General features: G+C 38.6%; 15 protein-coding genes. 11 read left to right on the top strand and 4 right to left on the bottom strand.

Annotation, left to right across the window (positions count from 1 at the left end; genetic code table 11):
• Window positions 1–5: 5 nt before the first annotated feature.
• From A5816_RS11190 to A5816_RS16565, 7 genes are all read left to right on the top strand, one after another.
• On the top strand, window positions 6–830 hold the full coding sequence (locus tag A5816_RS11190; protein ID WP_086311342.1) for a hypothetical protein: 825 nt from the start codon (window positions 6–8) through the stop codon (window positions 828–830).
• A 9-nt stretch (window positions 831–839) separates the two neighbouring features.
• Window positions 840–1,235 (top strand): PrgI family protein, encoded by a 396-nt coding sequence (locus A5816_RS11195; protein ID WP_086311343.1) that lies wholly within the window; start codon window positions 840–842, stop codon window positions 1,233–1,235.
• Window positions 1,232–3,580, top strand: coding sequence for a VirB4-like conjugal transfer ATPase, CD1110 family (locus tag A5816_RS11200; protein ID WP_086311344.1), 2,349 nt, complete (start codon window positions 1,232–1,234; stop codon window positions 3,578–3,580). The genes A5816_RS11195 and A5816_RS11200 overlap by 4 nt, the downstream gene beginning before the upstream one ends.
• Window positions 3,581–3,614: 34 nt before the next feature.
• Window positions 3,615–6,704 carry a lysozyme family protein gene (locus tag A5816_RS11205; RefSeq protein ID WP_179189717.1) on the top strand — a complete coding sequence of 1,030 codons (3,090 nt, stop codon included), beginning with the start codon at window positions 3,615–3,617 and terminating at the stop codon, window positions 6,702–6,704.
• Between the two features lie 25 nt (window positions 6,705–6,729).
• Window positions 6,730–7,665 (top strand): hypothetical protein, encoded by a 936-nt coding sequence (locus A5816_RS11210; RefSeq protein WP_086311346.1) that lies wholly within the window; start codon window positions 6,730–6,732, stop codon window positions 7,663–7,665.
• Between the two features lies 1 nt (window position 7,666).
• Window positions 7,667–8,365 carry a hypothetical protein gene (locus tag A5816_RS11215; RefSeq protein ID WP_086311347.1) on the top strand — a complete coding sequence of 233 codons (699 nt, stop codon included), beginning with the start codon at window positions 7,667–7,669 and terminating at the stop codon, window positions 8,363–8,365.
• Between the two features lie 166 nt (window positions 8,366–8,531).
• Complete coding sequence (locus tag A5816_RS16565) at window positions 8,532–9,806, top strand: hypothetical protein (RefSeq protein ID WP_256926090.1); 1,275 nt, start codon at window positions 8,532–8,534, stop codon at window positions 9,804–9,806.
• A gap of 187 nt (window positions 9,807–9,993) precedes the next feature.
• Here A5816_RS16565 and menA read toward each other — a convergent pair whose 3' ends face one another.
• The 3 genes from menA to pplA all read right to left on the bottom strand — a co-directional run bounded on the left by menA (window position 9,994) and on the right by pplA (window position 13,096).
• Window positions 9,994–10,947, bottom strand: a complete 954-nt coding sequence (gene menA / locus A5816_RS11235; RefSeq protein ID WP_086311348.1) for a 1,4-dihydroxy-2-naphthoate polyprenyltransferase — start codon at window positions 10,945–10,947, stop codon at window positions 9,994–9,996.
• Between the two features lie 12 nt (window positions 10,948–10,959).
• Window positions 10,960–12,063 (bottom strand): FAD:protein FMN transferase, encoded by a 1,104-nt coding sequence (locus tag A5816_RS11240; RefSeq protein WP_086311349.1) that lies wholly within the window; start codon window positions 12,061–12,063, stop codon window positions 10,960–10,962.
• A gap of 97 nt (window positions 12,064–12,160) precedes the next feature.
• Window positions 12,161–13,096, bottom strand: coding sequence for an extracellular electron transfer flavoprotein PplA (gene pplA / locus A5816_RS11245; RefSeq protein WP_002307821.1), 936 nt, complete (start codon window positions 13,094–13,096; stop codon window positions 12,161–12,163).
• A 301-nt stretch (window positions 13,097–13,397) separates the two neighbouring features.
• Here pplA and A5816_RS11250 point away from each other — a divergent pair, with 301 nt between their 5' ends.
• The 4 genes from A5816_RS11250 to A5816_RS11265 all read left to right on the top strand — a co-directional run bounded on the left by A5816_RS11250 (window position 13,398) and on the right by A5816_RS11265 (window position 17,547).
• Window positions 13,398–15,332: an NAD(P)/FAD-dependent oxidoreductase gene (locus A5816_RS11250; protein WP_086311350.1), complete on the top strand. Its 1,935-nt coding sequence runs from the start codon at window positions 13,398–13,400 to the stop codon at window positions 15,330–15,332.
• Window positions 15,333–15,541: 209 nt separating this feature from the next.
• Window positions 15,542–15,958 carry a NusG domain II-containing protein gene (locus A5816_RS11255; RefSeq protein WP_010733030.1) on the top strand — a complete coding sequence of 139 codons (417 nt, stop codon included), beginning with the start codon at window positions 15,542–15,544 and terminating at the stop codon, window positions 15,956–15,958.
• A gap of 13 nt (window positions 15,959–15,971) precedes the next feature.
• Window positions 15,972–16,538 (top strand): Gx transporter family protein, encoded by a 567-nt coding sequence (locus tag A5816_RS11260; protein ID WP_086311351.1) that lies wholly within the window; start codon window positions 15,972–15,974, stop codon window positions 16,536–16,538.
• 22 nt (window positions 16,539–16,560) lie between these two features.
• Window positions 16,561–17,547: a polyprenyl synthetase family protein gene (locus A5816_RS11265; protein ID WP_086311352.1), complete on the top strand. Its 987-nt coding sequence runs from the start codon at window positions 16,561–16,563 to the stop codon at window positions 17,545–17,547.
• 154 nt (window positions 17,548–17,701) lie between these two features.
• Here the strand turns inward: A5816_RS11265 and scm are convergent, their stop codons facing one another.
• Window positions 17,702–19,879, bottom strand: coding sequence for a collagen-binding MSCRAMM adhesin Scm (gene scm, locus A5816_RS11270; protein WP_086311353.1), 2,178 nt, complete (start codon window positions 19,877–19,879; stop codon window positions 17,702–17,704).
• Window positions 19,880–19,915: the final 36 nt, after the last annotated feature.

The following is a 19,915-nucleotide window of genomic DNA, read 5'->3' on the forward strand; positions in this document are numbered from 1 at the left end:
AGCGTATGCACACAGCGATAATGAGTCTCTTCAATCAGATTATTACTTATCTGAATGGAGAAGATTTGCAAGCTATGTTGAGTCAGGATCTGCAGTCTTATATGTATGATGCATACAGTTTGGTTATGCGTCTGCAGCAACATGTAGTAGGGCCGATTGCCTTATCAATATTGGCTATTTTTGTTCTTTTGGAGTTCCAGAAGATCTCAATGAAAGTAGAAGGGGCAGGTGGTGCCCCTATGCTTGGATTCGAGATGATTATGAAAGCACTGATTAAATTCGTGCTTTGTTACATAGTAATTTTAAGAATTCAAGACATACTAGATGGAATCATCATTATTACCAGCAACTTGACTGCCAGAGTGATCGAGATCGGAAATGATGGTGTACTGAATAATGTGGCAGATCGGGTAAGTTCAGCAGTCGCCGACCTCTCATGGTGGGAACAACTAGTTATTCTATTAGTCATGTGTATCATGTTTTTGGTTTCACTTGTTGTGCGAGTGTTGATCCAGGTAACGACATATTTACGATTCTTGGAACTTTATATCTTTTGTGCGATGGCTCCAATCCCAATGGGGGCTCTTCCGAATCAGGAATTCTCAGCTATGTCGAAAAGTTTTTTCAAAAATTTTGCGGCCACGGGACTACAAGCAACATTTATCGGCTTGGTCCTAGTGATCTATCCGCTTTTGTTTATAAAAATCATGGAAGAAGTCGGCAGCGGGATTTGGGGAATCATCATGGGATTAACCATCTACATGCTTGCTCTGCTACTTTCAATCAATAAAACAAAAGGATGGGCAAAAACATTGCTCTCTGCATCATAAGGAGGAACTATGGCTGTCGAAGTAAAAGTACCAAAAGATATCAAAGAATACAAAGAAAAAGTAATCGCTGGTATGACCCTGAAGCAACTGCTTTGTCTTAGTGTTGCTGCCGGAGTGAATATCGTCATCAGTTTAATATTCATTGCATGGCTGAAGATCCCGATGGAAATCACCAGTTGGTTGATGATCCTTTCATCGATACCAATCGTTTCATTTGGCTGGTTCAAGCGTAATGGATTGACTTTTGAAGTATATATCAAACAGTTCTTCAAGTACCATTTTTCACCCGGTGTGAGGCAGAAGCAGGAGACGAAAATGGGAGAAAAAAGCAAAAAAGAAGAGAAAGAACAAACTAAAGAAACAAATATAGAAGCAAATAAAGATTTAGGCGGACAAGAAACATGATGAAGTTGAAGTCACTTACTCAAACGAGAAAATTAAAGAAAAAATTGAAAAAAAATGAACCAAAAACACAAAAAGGCGGGAAGAAACCAAAAGAAATAAAAGAGACAGATCCTTTGCGAGCTACTTTTTCGTTTCAGGAAATCTATCCTAGTGGCATTTGTCAAATCGACGAGATTACCTTTTCTACAACGATTGAATTAGAAGATATCAATTACCAGTTATCTTCAGAAGAACATCAAATCGAGATTTTTTCTCAATACTGTGATTTTCTGAATTCTTTAAGTAGTAAAACCAAGTTGCAACTGACAGTTTATAAAAAGAAACGTCCTTTGGCAGACTTGCAAAAAGTCCTTTACTATCAGGAAAAAGGTGATTTTTTAGATGACTATCGATCAGAAATGAATGAAGTCATCTCTAGAAAATTAGACGAAGAAAAAAATGGGTATCGAAAATGTATTTTGTTCACTTTTGTCCAAAAACATACAAAGATAGAACATGCAGAAAAAGAATTAGAAATGGTGGCAGATCGATTCTCAATGTTTGCCAGTCGATTAGGAAGTAAAACTAAACGAATCGAAAAACCAGAATTATTGACCATCCTCTCGGAGATTTTAGGAACAGATGACAAAAAAGAAAAGCAAGAAGCGGAAGATGTACTCCCAGAAGTCATCGAAGTAAAACAAAATAAAAATTATTTGAAGGTAGATTCTCATTATGCCAAAACAATTTATTTACAAGAATATCCTTCTGAATTAGCTGATACATTTTTATATGAACTACTGGAGATTCCTAAAGAATTAGTGATCACGCTGCATATCGATCCGTTAGAACAAGATGAAGCTTTTGATTTGGTAAAAACAAAGCTAGCCTTTATGGAACAGCAAAAAGTCGATGAACAAAAAAAGGCACTGCAAAGTGGTTACGACTACGAAATGCTTTCTTATGACCTTTCGTATTCATTAACAGAAGCAAAAGGCTTGGTAGATGATTTGCAAAATAGAGGTCAGAAGCTTTACGCCATAACAAGTTCAATCCATTTTCGGGCAGAAACAACTGAAAATTTAGCAGAGGTCCAAGATGAAGTGAATGCAGTAGGTCGTCGCTTTGGATTCAAAATCATTGAATTAGAGTTTATGCAGGAGAATGGACTAAATGCGACACTCCCGCTAGGAATAAATTCGATACCGCTAGATCGTACGCTATCAACAGCCAGCACAGCGATTTTTATCCCATTTACGATATCCGATTTGATCCAAGAAAACGGGAAATATTATGGCGTCAATGCCATTTCCAAAAATATACTCTCACTAGACAGAAAGCTATTGAAAGCTCCTAACGGCTTTGTGCTAGGTACACCAGGGTCAGGAAAAAGTTTCTCAGTCAAGCGTGAGATCGTGAATGTATTATTGCGAGATGCAGAAGATGAAGTCATTATTATTGATCCAGAGCGGGAGTATTCCGTTATTGGACAGAATTTCAATGGTGAGATCATCAAAATATCCAGTGATTCTGCAACGACAATCAATCCCATGGACATCAATGACAATTATGGAGATGATACTGATCCTGTAGTATTGAAGTCAGAATTCTTGATTTCGTTGTTCGATTTGATCATCGGTGGGGCACTAGGCTTGAGCTCTGCTCAAAAAACGCTGATCGACCGAGTTTGTCGTAGAACGTACGAATTAATGAGCGGTGATACACCCACTTTTGTGGATTTCTATAACATATTGAAAGAGCAGGAAGAAGAGGAAGCGAGACAGCTAGTCATGGATTTGGAGATTTATATCGAAGGAAGCTTATCGGTATTTTCTGCAAAAACCAATGTGGATATAACCAAACGACTTGTGATTTACGATATCAAAGACTTAGGGAAACAGTTAAAGACAATGGGGATGCTGATTGTTTTAGACCAAGTATGGAATCGAATCACAGAAAATAGGGAACGTGGTGTACGTACGTGGTTGTATATCGATGAAATGCAGTTATTGTTCACCAATGAATACTCTGAAAATTATTTCTTTGAATTATGGAGTCGGGCAAGAAAATGGGGGGCCATTCCAACAGGGATTACTCAGAACGTGGAGACATTGCTACTATCGGATCTTGCACGAAGAATGCTGTCAAACAGTGACTTCGTCATGATGCTCAATCAGGCTAAATCAGATAGGACACAGCTCGTTCGATTATTCGATATTTCGGAAGAACAGGAGAAATACGTAGTCAATTCTCCAGAGGGCTATGGATTAATGGTATTTGGGGATACCACTCTCCCGTTTTATGATCACTTTCCGAAAGATACGAAGCTGTACAAAATGATGTCGACCAAGCCTGGAGAAACATAATAAAGCAAAAAACAAGCAGAAAGGATATGTGATAGTGGCTGATTTGGAAAATCCAAGAGGAAATATTGAACTGGATAACGAAAGAGAGGATGAGAAAGGAAGCATCTCCACTTCCAAGTCTAAAGCAGAAAATATTGTTTTAAATAGAAACGGTGAGAAATCATCAAAAAGAAAAGCCTTCAAAACGAGTAGTGAGAAAAAGAAAAATATTCGGTTGAAGAAAAAAAACGGGAAAAAAGTAAAACTGATTACTTCGAATACGCGAAAAAAACGCCTTCGTGCCATGCTTCTCGAAAAAAGAATTGTCGCAGTGAACAATCCGAAAATCGCGAAACAGCAAAAGTTATTTCGAAGAAGACAATTACTTTTAAAATCAAAAAAAGAGCTAAAGCTGGAAAATGCTCGCCAAACGAACCAACAACATATCATCCAACGAGAAAAACCGAATGAACAGACTTATCGGAATAGTGTGATTTCTAATAAAAAGAGCACACAGACGACACAAACGATTATTCGTAAGCAGAAGTTCCGTAAACAAGCTTTTCAAAAAGACTTGTCATATAAAGGATATGTCAGTGACGCGCAAAAAGCTTCTTTGAAGCAAAATCAGACTAAAATCACCAGACAGTCCAAAACTGCTCAAACATATAAAAGAAAACATCAGCGTTCGACTCTCTCTGCTCAATCGAAGCAATCTGGTCAAACCAGCCAGAAATATAAGAGACAATCTGGTCGAGCAAGCACATATAGCGTCAAAAATATGAAACAGAAAGTGGATCGTTCTTTAAAACGAAATATTTCACCCAAAAATAGATTTCGCTCCAAAATAAAAGAATTAGTGATCGACCAAGTAGGACGTGACGGTGAAGGGAATCTAAATTTTATTGGGTTATTGATCGCACTGTTTATTTTAGTACCGATATTGTTGAAACTGATTATCATCATAACCATCGTGGCAATAGTCATTACGGTCATCACTGTAATTATCACGATTTTCATGTTTATTGCTAGTCTATTCGTGATAAAGACCGAAGACATGGCACTTGAAGAAGCTTATCGCTATGTCACTCAACTAGATGCTCTTAAAAATAGAAATGTCTACAATGCTTACAGAAACTTAGCAAATGACAATCAATTCGATGAAGTATACTTCCATGTCAACGGTGTCCAATCTGATCCAGAAACGTTTTTATACTCATCAAATGGCGATAGTTACTTATACTATTTGAATGCAAAATTCGAAGATTACGATATCGATGAATTAGCAATAGCGAAATATCGGGAAAGAATCGGTCAAAAAACTGGTCACTGGATTCCTTGGACTAGTCGAGGAACTATCTATGCCATATTCAAAGATGCACCCCATCCATTGACGCAAGAACCAGTCCGTGTCAATCGAGTCAGAGATGAAATCCTTGCTATCCATGACATGGTCTATAACTACAGTACGCTTGCTGAACTAGGAAAAGAAATCGAAACAACAACAGTAACGATTGACGAAGAAACTGGGGAAGAGAGAGTCGAAGTCAAAAGAGAAACAAAAAATATCGTGACAATCAACATCAATATCCAGACATTAGGGGAAATGCTAGATTCAGATCCAGAAGTAGATGTCTATACGATGAGAGGAGGAATTATTCCTTCAAACGATGACCCTTATTACGGCAGAGTATCTGCATTTGATGAAGAGGAAGTTGATAAATATTATCCAATTAGTGATTTAGATCGCTTTGAGAACAAAATCTTTTTACTTAATCCATTCGGCGCTACTCATTATGCTAGCGTAATCGAGAACTATGGTTATCGTGGACGAAATCCAGACGATCAACATGTAGATATTGTCTTGGAAGCCGAGCCTGGCACGCCTGTCTATGCGATGGGGGAAGAAACCATCGGTAGGATTTTAGGAGACGGAACTGGTTTACGTACATGGGTCTACATCAATGAATTTTCATTTTATCTGCATTATCGAAATATCGATCTTGTCCCTGGACTAGGTTCAGGTCAGCGATTATCTGCAGGTGATCTTATTGGACATACTCGTTCTGATAATGGTGGTAATTTGCTTATGGATATGGAGCTTTATCGTTTCTGGCACGCAGATCCGCCACTATATCCAGCAGTGTATATCGATAATCTTTCTTTTGCTCATGAGACGAATCTCGGTTATTTCCGCAGTGGCGGAGGGTTGAGAGGGGAACTGATCAATCCACCAGCTTCTGTTACTAAATGGCGGGAGAAAGTGGCTGAAGAAACAAAGAAGAATGATATCGAAGGGTATGAAAATGCGATTTTATCCATTATTTGGGTGGAAACAGGCGGGAATGAGAGAGAATTTCCGGATATCATGCAAGCCAGTGAATCACAAGGAAGACCGCCAAATTCAATTAGGAGTCCAGAAGAATCCATCGAAGTTGGCGTACGTTATTTTGCTCGTCTTCTGAAAAAAGCACAGGAAAACCAGAAGAATGAGCGAGCTGCCGTCCAGGCATATAACTTTGGAGAAGGTTATTTAGACGATTTGATTAGGAGAAACAGTGATTATTCATTTGATGACAGTAGGATTTTTGCTCGAGAAAAAAGTAACGGTAGAACTGTTCCCTACCATAATCCTACTGCGTTGCTGTTTGGTTATACGTGGCGATATGATTATGGAAATATGTTTTATGCGCAACTTGTAACGAATAATATCATGGTCGAGAGTGGACGTATGGTAGAAATAGCTAGAGAAGAGTTAGGGAATTTGAATGGTGATAAATATTGGCGCTGGTTTGGTTTTGAAAATCGTGCAGAATGGTCTGCGATGTTCGTTTCATGGGTAGCAGATCAAGCAGGTTACATCAGTCAAAATAAAGTATTGAAGACGCCGAATGTATTAGCGATGAGAGACTGGTTCTACGAAAATGAAAAATTCAAACGTCATGATGAAGAGTATTTACCACAATCTGGTGATCTTATTTTCTTTGATTGGACAGGTGGAAGAACTGGCAAGGATTTTGTCGGAATTGTGGAATATGCAGGAGGTGGAATGGTCCAAGTCATCGAAGGAAATTCCGACAATCGAGTAAGAAGAAGAACCTATGCTTTAGATAGCATAGCTATCTCGGGGTATGGAACCCCATAATCTTATTTTTAGGAAAGGTGCGAAGATGCTTAAAAATTTTTTAGAGACAAAAGCTGGAAGAAACATCATTATAGGTATAGCTGTTCTAATCGTGGCAGTAATTACTCTTGTCACTTATTCACTGATGAGTGGAAAACCAAAGGAAACAGCCCAAGCAAATGATAAGACAGAACAGACCCAAGAAAGCAAAGAAACGATTGGACGTTATAACGGAACAATCTACAGCGGAACATGGTATTCGAACCGTTCGGATGATATGTATATCGAGTTAGATGCAGATGGAACTTACTGGGCTTCTTCCTGGATTCCTAAAGGCGAATACTACCTCAAGGACCAAAATATTATGGTTTTAGAAGCAGAAGATGGAAAAACAAAGGAATTCCAGTTACAAACACGGATGGGTAGCACAGTGATGTATCTGAAAGAAGGAGAAGAAGAGATCTTCTTATATCCGAATGAAGACATCAAACAAAAAATGGAATCAGAAAATGCAGAACAAATCGAAGCGGCTGAAAAAGCAGTGAACCAAATGTGGTCTGATATCTTGACTCAAGGTCACTGGGAGAACAAAAATTCAGATCGAACATTCAAGTTGGAATTCAAAGATGGGGAATATATTCAAACGAAAATCGAAGGTGATGATCAGGAAACGGAGACATTCCAATATACCATAACAGGAATAGTTACGGAACAAAGCGGAGCTACTGTTTCATTAAGCCGAACAGACGGAAATGATAGAAAACAAGATATTAATTTTAAGATAACAGAAGAAGGGTCAAAATATATCTTGGCAGGACCAGTAGGGACCTTCAAGTGGAACTCTTATTATGAAAAAAGATATGATGATGTCACACTTACACAAGATGGAACGAAACGAGAAGATTTGCCTGAACGTACGATCGAAACGACGGATGAAGATGGAAACAAAGTCATTATCACAGAAAGAGATGTGACGAACTGATATGGATGGAAATAATGCTGCGAAAGATAAAGAAGTAGAACTCACGGAAAGAGGGTTTCTCTATCTCGCTAAAAGTACTCCCCGTATTTTATTATTTGCTGTGAAGTCTCTATATAGAATTGGAAGAGGAACAATCAATCTTGTGAGAAAGAAAAGTTTTCGCGAGACTATTAAAAGCCTGCCTCGTGTTCCAATAGTTATGTTTAAACTTTTATATAACGCTAGAACAAGAAGCATCGATTTTGTGGAAAAGTTGCGTGGAAAACAAAAAGAAGTCAAACAAGAGAACAAAAAAAATGTAGCAGTCCAAAATGAGAGACAGACCAAAAGTCAGAAATTGCAAGGCAAAACGGTGGGTTTATCTGAAAAAAAACATCAAGCATCTAGACCCACATTTAAAATTAATGCTAAAAGAGGGCTGGCTAGACCTAGAAACGTCAAAAAAAATATTCAAAAAGTCAAAACGCCAGAAATTACTGTGAACCGAAATTTCGAAACCAGAGAACTAGGATCGGCATCGCAAAAATCAGGTACAAAAGCAGAGAGAAATGAGCGAACAAGAAGCAACAAAGCTGCTAGATCGCGGAAACGGCAACGTTCATTAAGAGAGACTACAGCTTTCGCAACTAAGGAAGCCAAAGAATGGAATAAACAAGTGCTTAATGAGAGAAAAATTTCAGCACCGTCACTATCTAGATAAGAGAAACAATCGAAAAAGCTTAGGAAGAACGAGATTTCCATCTCTGCCTAAGCATTTTCTAAATCAAGCGTATAACAGTTTGTATCTCAAGAACAATAGACAAATGAAACAAGACGTAATGTTCAACAGCACATGACTCGATTTAGTGAAAAAGCGGAGGTTCATTATGGATAAACGAGAAAAAGCTTATTTACGTAGCAGTAAGAACGCACTGAATAATCACTTTACTTATATTTTAGAGAACGTCAAAAAAATCGAAAAGAAATTAAACGAACAACAGAAGGAAATGACGAAAAGAATGATTGACCCTCCTAAAAAGCAAGTGTTGCTTAATGAATATAATCAAACAAAAGAAACATATAGGGTGTGGAATCAAAGATTAGCGGATGTCGAAGAACAGATTCTAGATGTAAGAAAGCTATTGAATGACAAAAATGATTATCAGTATAAAAGCAAGACGATGAAAAGAAAAGGATATGTGGTGGGCACAGCCAAATCATATTTAAGTCATAACGTTGAACGATCAATGAACGATATCCGGAAGACAACAAATTTTGGGATTAAATTATACAAGCAGCAAGTGGATAAAAACCGACCTTCTAGTAAGTTTCAAATCACGAATGAAGAGCTTATTAAAGATCGAGCAGCCCTTAAAAGTACTCAAACTAATTCTAGAGAAAAACAAGACATAAAAAAACGGTTGTCGATAAAACAGCAAAGCCAACATGTAGGCTTAATAAAACAAAAAGTGAGGTCTGAAAAAATGCCTAATAAAAAGAACTTAAAAAAAGAAAAAGAATTGCTGAATAAGGATTTCAAAAACGTTTGTAAAGAATGGCAATCAATGTACAAAGAACTGATTAAGGGACAAAAAGAAATACAGGAGGAAGGGATAGCACTAAAAAAAACCGACTACAGAGCAGCATTTAGCCAAGCATTGGAATCTGGTGAATATAAAAATGGAATGTCGATTTATAATAAACCCGTAGAACTAATTCAAAAATATCAAACAAATTTGAGTGTTTATGGAGTAATTTGTCAGAAAATGCATAATCTTGAGCAACAAATATACAGCAAAAGAAAAGAAATCAAGGATAAACCAAGTTATATAAAAGGCAGTAAAACATTTAAACAGTGGAATTATAAAGAAGGATTTGCTCTAGAAGCTTTAAAAAACAGCTACAACAATTTTTATCCTAACGAAGTAGCATCAGTTATCAGTACGATCAAAGATCTTGCTGGTGCTGCAAAAGTCAAGTTATACCTTTACAATGAACAAGAAATGTCTCAAGCGTTGAACAATTTATTGCCATCTGTGCGTAGAGAAGGACAGATAGATAAACAAAATCCAAACTTGGGAAATATAGTAGAACAAGCACGGAAAAATGCTGAATCTACGAGAAATTCATCAGTTCAAAAAAGGCCTCATCAAGTTCGCTGATACGAATCAAAAAAATAAGGAACTGTGACAAAAGTCTTGTCGCAGTTCCTTTTTCCGAATAAACAGTGTTCCAGAAGTAACTTCTTCGGAAATAAGCCGAAATTTCACAAAAATTTGAAAAGCAATTTTCGTAAATTCCTTCTTATTTCTTGAAGTTGCCCACTTCTGTCACAACCTCTTCAAGTCGTTAAATGGCTTGCATAATGATTGTTAGTAATAAACCCAATACATAGCTAGCATTGAATAAGACCATATTTTTGATGGAATAGCTGAAACTGATAGGCTGGGGTAATGTTTGCTTGAATTGATCTAAATGCTTCTTCACAATTGGCAAAGTCAAGAAGGTGACTAAGATCGGCCATTCATAGATACCACTCAATAACCCCATCAAAATCACAAAATAGCAAGCATACATCAATAGCTGGAATAAGACTGTTCCTGCTGGACGTCCGATATAAAAAACCAGTGTATAGCGATGATTTTCAATATCGCGGTCAAGATCTCGCAAATTATTAGCTAACATGATATTGGCAATCGTAAACACCAGGGGTAAAGAGGCTAAGACAATTGCTGCTACAGCCCAAAGGTTTCCTACCAAAGCAAATTGCCCGGATGAAAAGTTGATTGTCAGATCATAGACATCCGAACCGAATGTATTGACATAAACAACCATGGCAAAAATCCCAAGTCCCATAGTCACCCCGCTGAAGATTTCCCCTAAAGGCATTCGAGACAAGGGAATTGGACCGAATGTATAGAATACTCCGATAAAACAACAAATAAATCCCATCAAAAGCAAAAGCCAACCCGTATTGATCGTTAAAATAACGCCAATAACAAAAACAAATGCGATCATCGCTAAAATCATGTTTCGAATCAATACAGGGGATAAATTTCTGCGACCAATGACGTTTTCTTCATACTTATATACTTCAGAATGAGCCTTTTCATAATCCATGTAATTATTGATTGCGGTAGTCGCTAAATCAAAAACTAGCATCCCAATAAAAAACAAAAAAGTGTTCAGCCAATGTATCTCGTGAAAAAAAGCGATAGAGAATAATACCCCTACCGCAAAAGGAAATACACTAGCCACCTTTGTTCGTATTTCAACTACTTCTAAAAAGATTTTTAGTGTCATGGTTCGTGCTCCTTATTTTAATTCAGAACGGTCACCCATCGTGTAATGGGAGTCCTCAGATAATTTGAAGGTGTCTTTGATTGGATCGGTCACATATACTTTATCATCTTTCGTCACGAAGATTGCTTCCGTCCCATTGTTCAATTCGCTTTCGACATATTCTAAACCTTTTTTCACACCCATTGAAAAGACTGCCGTGGACAGACCGTCACCATCGATTGATTTATCTGTTATGATCGTGACACTTGCGATATCGTTGTCGAATGGATAACCTGTTTTTGGATCGAACAAATGATGGTATTTTTTGCCATCTACTTCTAAATAGCGCTCGTAAATTCCAGAAGTAACTAATGTTTTGTTCCGTTCTTTGATAGAACCTAGAACAGAGCCACGAGCCATATTTGGATCTTGGATGCCGACTGTCCAGTCTTGATTTTCACCTCTTGGGCTGTGTCCTAAGACATAGACATTCCCACCTAAGTCAACGATAGCAGTAGTCACACCTTGTTTTTTCAAGACTTTCACTACTTCGTCCGTAATGTAACCTTTGGCGATTGCACCTAAGTCGATGATCATCCCTTTTTCTTTTAGATAGACCGTTTTTTCTTTGTCATTTAGTTCGATCTTATGATAATCCACTAATTTCAATGCCTGATCGATTTCTTCTTGTGAAGGTTTTCTGGCGTCATCAAAACCGATTCGCCATAATTGAGTGATTGCACCGATTGCCATATCGAATCCGCCTTGAGAATCTTGGCTGTATTCATAGGCTCGTTTGACTAACGTGTAGACGTCGTCAGAAACTTTTACGGGTTTGATACCAGCTTGTTCATTCACTTCATCAATCTCGGAACCTTTTTGATTGATCGTGATTTTATCACCAAGTTCTTTTACTCGATCAAAGGCAGGTTTCAATGCTGATTCTTTGCCTTCATCATACACACGGATACGAACGTAAGTCCCTAACAAGAACTGTTCATCAGAGTACGGATCTTTTAAGATCTTGGTAGATGCTGAACTTCCAGTAGTTGTATTTTTTGCTGAGTTAGTGCAGCCAGTTAGCACCATAAAAGAGATGCCCAGTGTGATTAAGGAAAATAGTAGTTTTTTCCGCATTGTTTTCCTCTCTTCATTTTGAAAGGTGAGACGACTGCCTAATCTGGCTATCGTCCCACCCTCCAACTTTTCAACTTTTATTAGTATGATAATGTGATTATTTTTCTGTTACGATATTATCTACTTCGATTGTTTGAGTGTCGCCTTTTTCAGCTGCATTCACTAATTGTTGTGCGTACATGATGAATGAATGTGAGCTGTGTGTAGCACCCGTAACAACTTCTACATCAGCTGGTGAGCCGTCTTCTTCACCCATTGCTTTGACGAATTCATCGTTAAGAGTAGGGATGTAAGTTTTTGGTTCTGTCCCGCTTTTTGCTTTCATGTTTTCATTGTATTCTGTATCATCTTGTTTTGATTTACCGTCTTTGTCGATATAATCAAAGTTTGATTCAGTTACTTTGCCGCCAGCAACTGTCATTTCGAATTGCACACGGTAGCCGTTAGAGTAGTTCTTTTCTTCAAGCTTGTAAGTGCCGTCTTTCAAATCAGCACCATTGTCGATTTCGATTGTATCTGTGTTACCAGCTTGAGCAGCTTGGATCAATTGTTGTGCGTAGTTTTGGAAGCTTTCAGATGAGTGAGTAGCTCCAGTTACGACTTCCACACCGCTTGCGCTTTGTGCTTTTAAGAATTGGTCATTCAACTCAGGAATGTATTTTTCTGGATTTGTGCCAGATTTTGCTTCCATGTTTTTGTTGTATTCTGCATCTTTTGTTTTTGATTCGCCATTTTCATTGACGTTATCATATTTTGATTCAGTGATTTTGCCGTCTTTTACAACCATTTCAAAGACTGCGCGGTAACCATTTGAATAATTTTTTTCTTCTAATTTATATGTGCCGTCTTGCAAGTCTCCGCCAGCAACAACTTTTGCAGATGATTCTGTTGTGCTTTTTGCAGTCGAAGATTGTGCTGTAGATGATTCAGAAGAAGAATTTGAACTTCCGTTGTCATCTGCGCCGCAAGCGCCTAACACTAGAGCTGAAAATGCTAACACGGCAAATCCAGTTACAAAACGTTTTTTCTTCATTTTAATACCCCACCATTCCATTTTTAGTCCACAATTTTTCTTTGTGATTCATTATACATTCTAATCTTTTTAGCCTATAAGTCAACTATTTTCGATAAATAACCCATGTAATATTTCAAACGTTTTCTTTCAGCAAATTTCGTGAAAAAACGCTTTATTTTAAAATTTGAAAAAAATCCAAAAGGAGTTAGACAAAAGAACAGAACATCTATATAATATATGGAGATTGTGTAATAAGTATCAAACTAAAAGAATTATCATATATTCATTATATAGATAGTCTATAAGGAGCGGATGATCAATGGCAAAGCAAAATATTGTCGTTGTAGGAGCAGGATATGCCGGTGTTTCAGCTACAAAATACTTGGCAAAGAAACTGAAAAAAGAAGATGTAGCAATTACTCTGATCGATCGTCATTCGTACCATACTATGATGACCGAGTTGCATGAAGTAGCTGGCGGACGTGTAGAACCAGAAGCAATCCAATACGATCTGCAGCATTTGTTTGCTCGTCAAAAGAATGTACAACTTGTCACAGACACTGTAGTCGGTATCGATAAAGAACAGAAAATCGTCAAGACCAAATTAGGTTCCTATCCTTTTGATCAGCTGATCCTTGGAATGGGCGGAGAGCCGAATGACTTTGGTACACCTGGTGTCAAAGCACACGGATTCACCCTTTGGTCATTTGAAGATTCTGTAAGGATTCGGGAACATATTGAGAAGACAGTAGCAAAAGCTGCATTGGAACCAAATGATGAGTTGCGTAAAGCCATGCTGACTTTCGTTGTCTGTGGTTCTGGGTTTACCGGTATTGAAATGATTGGGGAACTAATTGACTGGAAAAAACGCTTAGCCAAAGATTATAAGTTGGATCCAAACGAAATCACACTGATGGTCGTAGAGGCAATGCCGACGATCTTGAATATGTTAGACCGAAATGATGCTGCAAAAGCTGAACGCTATTTGCGTAAGCACAATGTAGAATTATTATTGAACGCACCAATCGTAGAAGTGGCTGCGGATCATATCAAGCTGAAGGACGGACGCAACATTCCGACTCACACACTGATTTGGACAGCTGGTGTTAAAGGAACTTCTGACGCTGCTGACTTTGGATTAGAAGCAGCACGCGGACAGCGGTTGATCGCCAATGAATACATGCAGGCAAAAGGCTACGAAGATAAAAATATCTATATCATCGGTGATTTAGTCTTTTATGAAGAGTTCCCAGGAACACCGACACCGCAGATCGTCCAAGCTGCTGAACAAACAGGACACACAGCCGCAGCGAATATCGTGGCTTCGATCAAAGGCGGAGAAAAGCATAAATTTAAAGGAAACTATCAAGGATTTATGGTTTCTATTGGTGCCAAATGGGGGGTAGCTAACCTATTTGATAAGATCCATTTAAGCGGATTTTTAGCTATCGTAATGAAACATATCGTGAATTTGAAATATTTCTTTGATATTCGTTCTGGTTATTATATGTTCCAATATTTAATGCATGAGTTTTTCCATATCAAAGACGATCGCAACGTGACTCGAGGACATTCTTCTCGTTACGGCAACGTCTTATGGAGTGTGCCACTTCGTATTTTCTATGGTTTAGTTTGGTTCGTTGAAGCTTCCAAAAAAATCATTGGGAATGGTGAAGTGTTCAAACCAAGTACATGGTTTGGTGAAGGATCATGGTTCACTGGAAACAGTGTATTCCCTTGGACATGGGAATATAATGTAACAGATGTTGCCAGTGGTGCTTCTGCTGCTGGAGATGCAACGACAGCTGCTAGCGGAGCAGGAGCAAGTGCCGGAGAAGCAGCGACTCAAGCTGCACATTTCGGGTTGAGTTATGCATACGGTGAAGAACCAATGGCTGTGATTGAGAAGTCACCAGACTGGTTCACAAAGATCATGCAAGTGATCATGCCAAATAATGATGTAGCGATGTTCTTCCAGAAATTCATGGTATTCTTTGAAATTGCCTTGGCATTAGCATTGATTGCTGGATTATTCACATGGCTATGCAGTGCGACAACGATCGTATTAGTGATTACGTTCTGCTTATCAGGTATGTTTTACTGGGTAAACATTTGGTTCATTTTTGTTGCTTTCGCATTGATGAACGGTTCCGGCCGTGCGATTGGTTTGGATCGCTGGGTAATTCCATGGCTACAACGTACACTAGGCAATTGGTGGTACGGTAGACCAAGTTCTCAATACGGCAAGAAATAAATAGACAAAAATAGATGAACAACGTTACTTGAATGCAAGATTTCAATAGAAAGGGGCTGAGGCAAACCGTCGCAGCCTCCTTTTTATGTAAAAATAAAGGAATAAGATGTCCGAGATGAGTCTCCATGCTTAAAGCAAGGCGCAGGTATCACAACCTCTTGTTTTTATGCTAAAATTGGGTGAGTTAATCTGGAAAAAGGAGAACAAAAATGAGCCTTAAAGAATTTGCTGAAAAAAGTCTGCTCAAACCTTGGGATGTTTTTATTATTTTTCTTTTGACTGTTCTTTCTTTTTTACCAGTCATGATTTTTGGTCTTCAGCAAAACACCGCAACAGCAGAAAAAGAAGCGGTACTGCGTGTGGATGGCACAGAAATCAAAACATTCCCTTTGATGGCTGGAGAAAAGAGCTACACATATACTTACAAAGATGAACACGGAGATTATAACTTGATCGAGATAGATGGCGATCGAGTACGGATAAAAGAAGCAGACTGTGATGACCAGATCTGCGTACGTCGAGGTTGGGCAACAAAAAATGGCGAAACCATTGTCTGTTTACCACATAAATTAGTGATCGAGGTCCGATCAACAGATGGGGGTGACGAAGACAGTCTGATTTATTAGACCTTCACACACCATGAGTAAATTACAAAAAATGATTTATATTTCGCTACTTGTTGCACAAGGAGTAATCATTGGCTTATTGGAAAATATGATCCCTTATCCTTTTGCTTTTGCGCCTGGGGCAAAACTGGGCTTAGCCAACCTGATCACAATCGTTGCGATTTTTACCATGAAAAAACGGGACAGCTTCTTGTTATTGTGGCTGCGACTATTTCTGACTACCTTGCTAGGTGGAACGATTTCTACGTTCCTTTACAGTATGAGCGGAGCTCTGCTTAGTTATTTTGGGATGTTATTGGTCAAGCAATTAGGACCCAAACGTGTCAGTATCATCGGAATCAGTGCGGCCGGCGGGTTCATGCATAATGTCGGTCAGCTTTTGATGGCCTCTTTCATTGCGCAATCATGGACAGTCATGCTGTACTTGCCAGTCCTTTCCGTTCTAGGAATCTTGTCAGGAATCGCTATCGGGATCGCGGCGAATTATCTTTTACGACATGTGCAGACACTGCAACGATTCCAAAAAGATTATGAGCAGGGAACTAAACAAAAATGGAGCCCGATGTTTACCAAAAAATAATCGTTACACAAGGAGTTTTTTTATGAAGCTACATCCAATGTGGGAAAACTATCCTGCTTTAAGTAAAGAATTGACAGAAACACTAAAACGGATGGAAGAAACTGTCCGTCTGAAAAACAAACCTGTCGAACAAGCAATCAAAGAAACGATCCATGCCGGCGGAAAACTGTTGCGACCTGCCTATCAGCTACTGTTCTCACAATTTGGACCAGAGCAAGACCGAGACAAAGCCATCGCTTTGGCAGCTTCCATCGAAATGCTCCATACGGCCACACTGATTCATGATGATATCGTTGATGAAGCGGATCTGCGGCGTGGTCAGCCTAATATCCGTAGTCAGTTTGGTAATGTCGTTTCTGTCTATGCAGGAGATTATTTATTCGTCTGCTGTTTTAAACTATTGTCTGATTACTCGACTTCCCTGAAAAGTCTTCAATTGAATTCTCGCAGTATGGAAAAAGTATTGAATGGCGAACTAGGGCAGATGGATGATCGCTATAATTATGAACTTTCTGTAAAAGAATATTTGGAGAACATTTCAGGTAAGACAGCTGAATTGTTCCAACTAAGTTGTTCTGTTGGCGCTTTTGAAAGTGGAACAAGCGAGCGTTTCGCAAAAAAAGCAGGAGATATCGGACTCTCTATCGGGATGGCCTTTCAAATTATCGATGATATTTTGGATTATACAAAAGAGAGTCAGGAAATCGGGAAACCTGTACTAGAAGATATGCGTCAAGGAGTCTATTCTTTGCCGTTGATTTATTCTTTGCAAAAAAACAAACAGAGTTTACTGCCTTATTTAGAGAAGAAAACGGAAATGACAGAAGAAGACGTTGAAGCCGTACGCAAAATCGTTGAACGTACAGGAGGTGTGGGAGAAGCCAAGAAATTAGCAGCAGCCTACACCGAAAAGGCGTTGAAAGAAATCAAGAAATTACCTGACACCTCTCTTCGAACGAGAGAAAATCTTTTTTCCCTTACCCGACTGATTCTGGATCGCAAAGACTGAATTGAAATTGGTGCAACACGTGGATAGATTCCTAAGGATGAAATCTGCGTGTTTTTGGATCACTTGAAATGTTTTTTATTGATGTTAACAAGCAAAAATAAAGAGCAACGTCACTAACTGACGTTGCTCTTTATTTTTATCTCGGATCATCTTTTTATCTTTTCGACTTCTTATTACTCATGAAAGTGATTCTTAAACCGATTACAAGTAATATAACGCCTGCGACTGTTATCCAATTATTTGATTGACTTCCAGTTTTAGGAAGTACTTTTTTTGATTTGTTTAAATGATCATCGCTTGTTTTATTAGTTACGTTAACGTTCGTCCTGTTATCCGAACTTGTTTTTGGAAAGGAAACACTTGCATGACGGCGATCACTTGTGATAAATGTTGTATCTATCGTATCGGTACTGTCACTTATGGCCGTTGTATTCGTACTAATATTTGTAGTTCTAGTGTCTTTGCTAACGCCTGTGCCAGTGATATCCGTGTTGTCGCTTGTAGTCGTTGTACCTGTACCATCACTTGATGTGGTAGTCGTTGTGTCGGAACTATCACTTGTGGTAGTTGTATCCGTACTATCGGTTGAAGTCGTTGTGTCGTTACTATCACTTGTTGTTCTAGTAGTATCCGAGCTATCGCTTGAAGCAGTTGTATCTGTACTATCACTTGTGGTAGTAGTATTCGTACTATCGGTTGTAGTCGTTGTGTCGTTACTATCACTTGTTGTTCTAGTAGTATCCGAGCTATCGCTTGAAGCCGTTGTATCTGTACTATCGGTTGAAGTCGTTGTATCTGTGCTATCACTTGAAGCAGTTGTATCTGTACTATCACTTGAAGTGGTAGTTGTATCCGTGCTATCGCTTGAAGCAGTTGTGTCGGTACTATCACTTGAAGTGGTAGTTGTATCCGTACTATCACTTGAAGCAGTTGTGTCGGTACTATCGGTTGTAGTCGTTGTACCTGTACTATCACTTGTAGTCGTTGTATCCGTGCTATCGCTTGAAGCTGTTGTGTCGGTACTATCACTTGTGGTAGTTGTGTCTGTGCTATCGCTTGAAGCCGTTGTGTCAGTACTATCACTTGATGTCGTAGTCGTTGTATCTGTACTATCAGTTGTAGTCGTTGTGTCGGTACTATCACTTGTTGTAGCAGTTGTATCCGTACTATCACTTGAAGCCGTTGTATCTGTACTATCACTTGTGGTAGTTGTGTCTGTGCTATCGCTTGAAGCAGTTGTGTCTGTACTGTCACTTGTGGTAGTTGTGTCTGTGCTATCGCTTGAAGCAGTTGTGTCTGTACTGTCACTTGTAGTCGTTGTATCTGTACCGCCTGTACCATTGTCGCTGATAAATATTTCGTTAGGATCCCAACGATTGGTAGCCGCATCTAAAATCACATTTGTCCCTATAATCGTTCCGTCTTGGTTTTGAGTAATGTGAATAGTGGCATTAGGCGCAAGAATCGTTCCTTGAAAAGGAGCACTGATTGTCAAATCAGTCATTTCATTTCCGAAATTCCAAGAGATATTCGCATCCGAAAAATCTTCTGTTTCATGATTTGAACGATCATTGTATTTGATTGGTGACTGTACGTTTAATGCAGAAGCACTGTTGATGACATTAAATACGACTACTTGATCACTTGGGTTAATGATTTGAAGTGGCGTATTCATCGTTAACACTTCTGCGTCAATATTTACCAATAAAAATCCAGAATCTGATAAACCAGTCAAATCAATGGTTCGATTATTCATGTCTGGAAAATCCGCAGCAGTATATGTTTTAGCTGGGGTGGCAGTTGCAAGGTCATTTGCTGCTACATTCAATCTAGCAAACTCTTGCTCGAAATCAATATATTCGTTTCCATCACGATCTTTATAAAAATCATCTGGAGTTAAGTGATCAAGCCTTGATCCATTAACCGTAGGATGCCCATCTTGTAATGCTACATTCACATTGCTACCAACGACAAATTTATTTACTCTTGTGTCGCCAGTAGGGATACCTGAAGAATTAATGAAAGAATCAGTTTTTTGTATATAATTGATTTCTTGGTTCAACAAACCTTCATGAAGGTTTGTACCAAAATTATTTTTTGCATCCAGTTCATGTGTCGCTATATTTCCGTCTGTATGTGCATTAACAGTTGTCTTATTTTTGGCAAATACATGGAATTGACTAGCAATTCCCAGCAAACCATAGTTACCAGTTAAATCATTATAAACATTCCCAGGATCTTTAGGAAATGTCTCCGCTGAAACGGCCACACCATACGAAAAGATGTTGAACAATAAAGTAACTAGTACGAGTAAACTTACCCCTTTTTTCATTGTTTACCTTCTTCCTTTTTCAAATATTTTCCTATT

The sequence above is a fragment of the Enterococcus sp. 3G1_DIV0629 genome (assembly GCF_002141285.1).
GTDB classification, from domain to species: Bacteria; Bacillota; Bacilli; order Lactobacillales; family Enterococcaceae; genus Enterococcus_B; species Enterococcus_B lactis.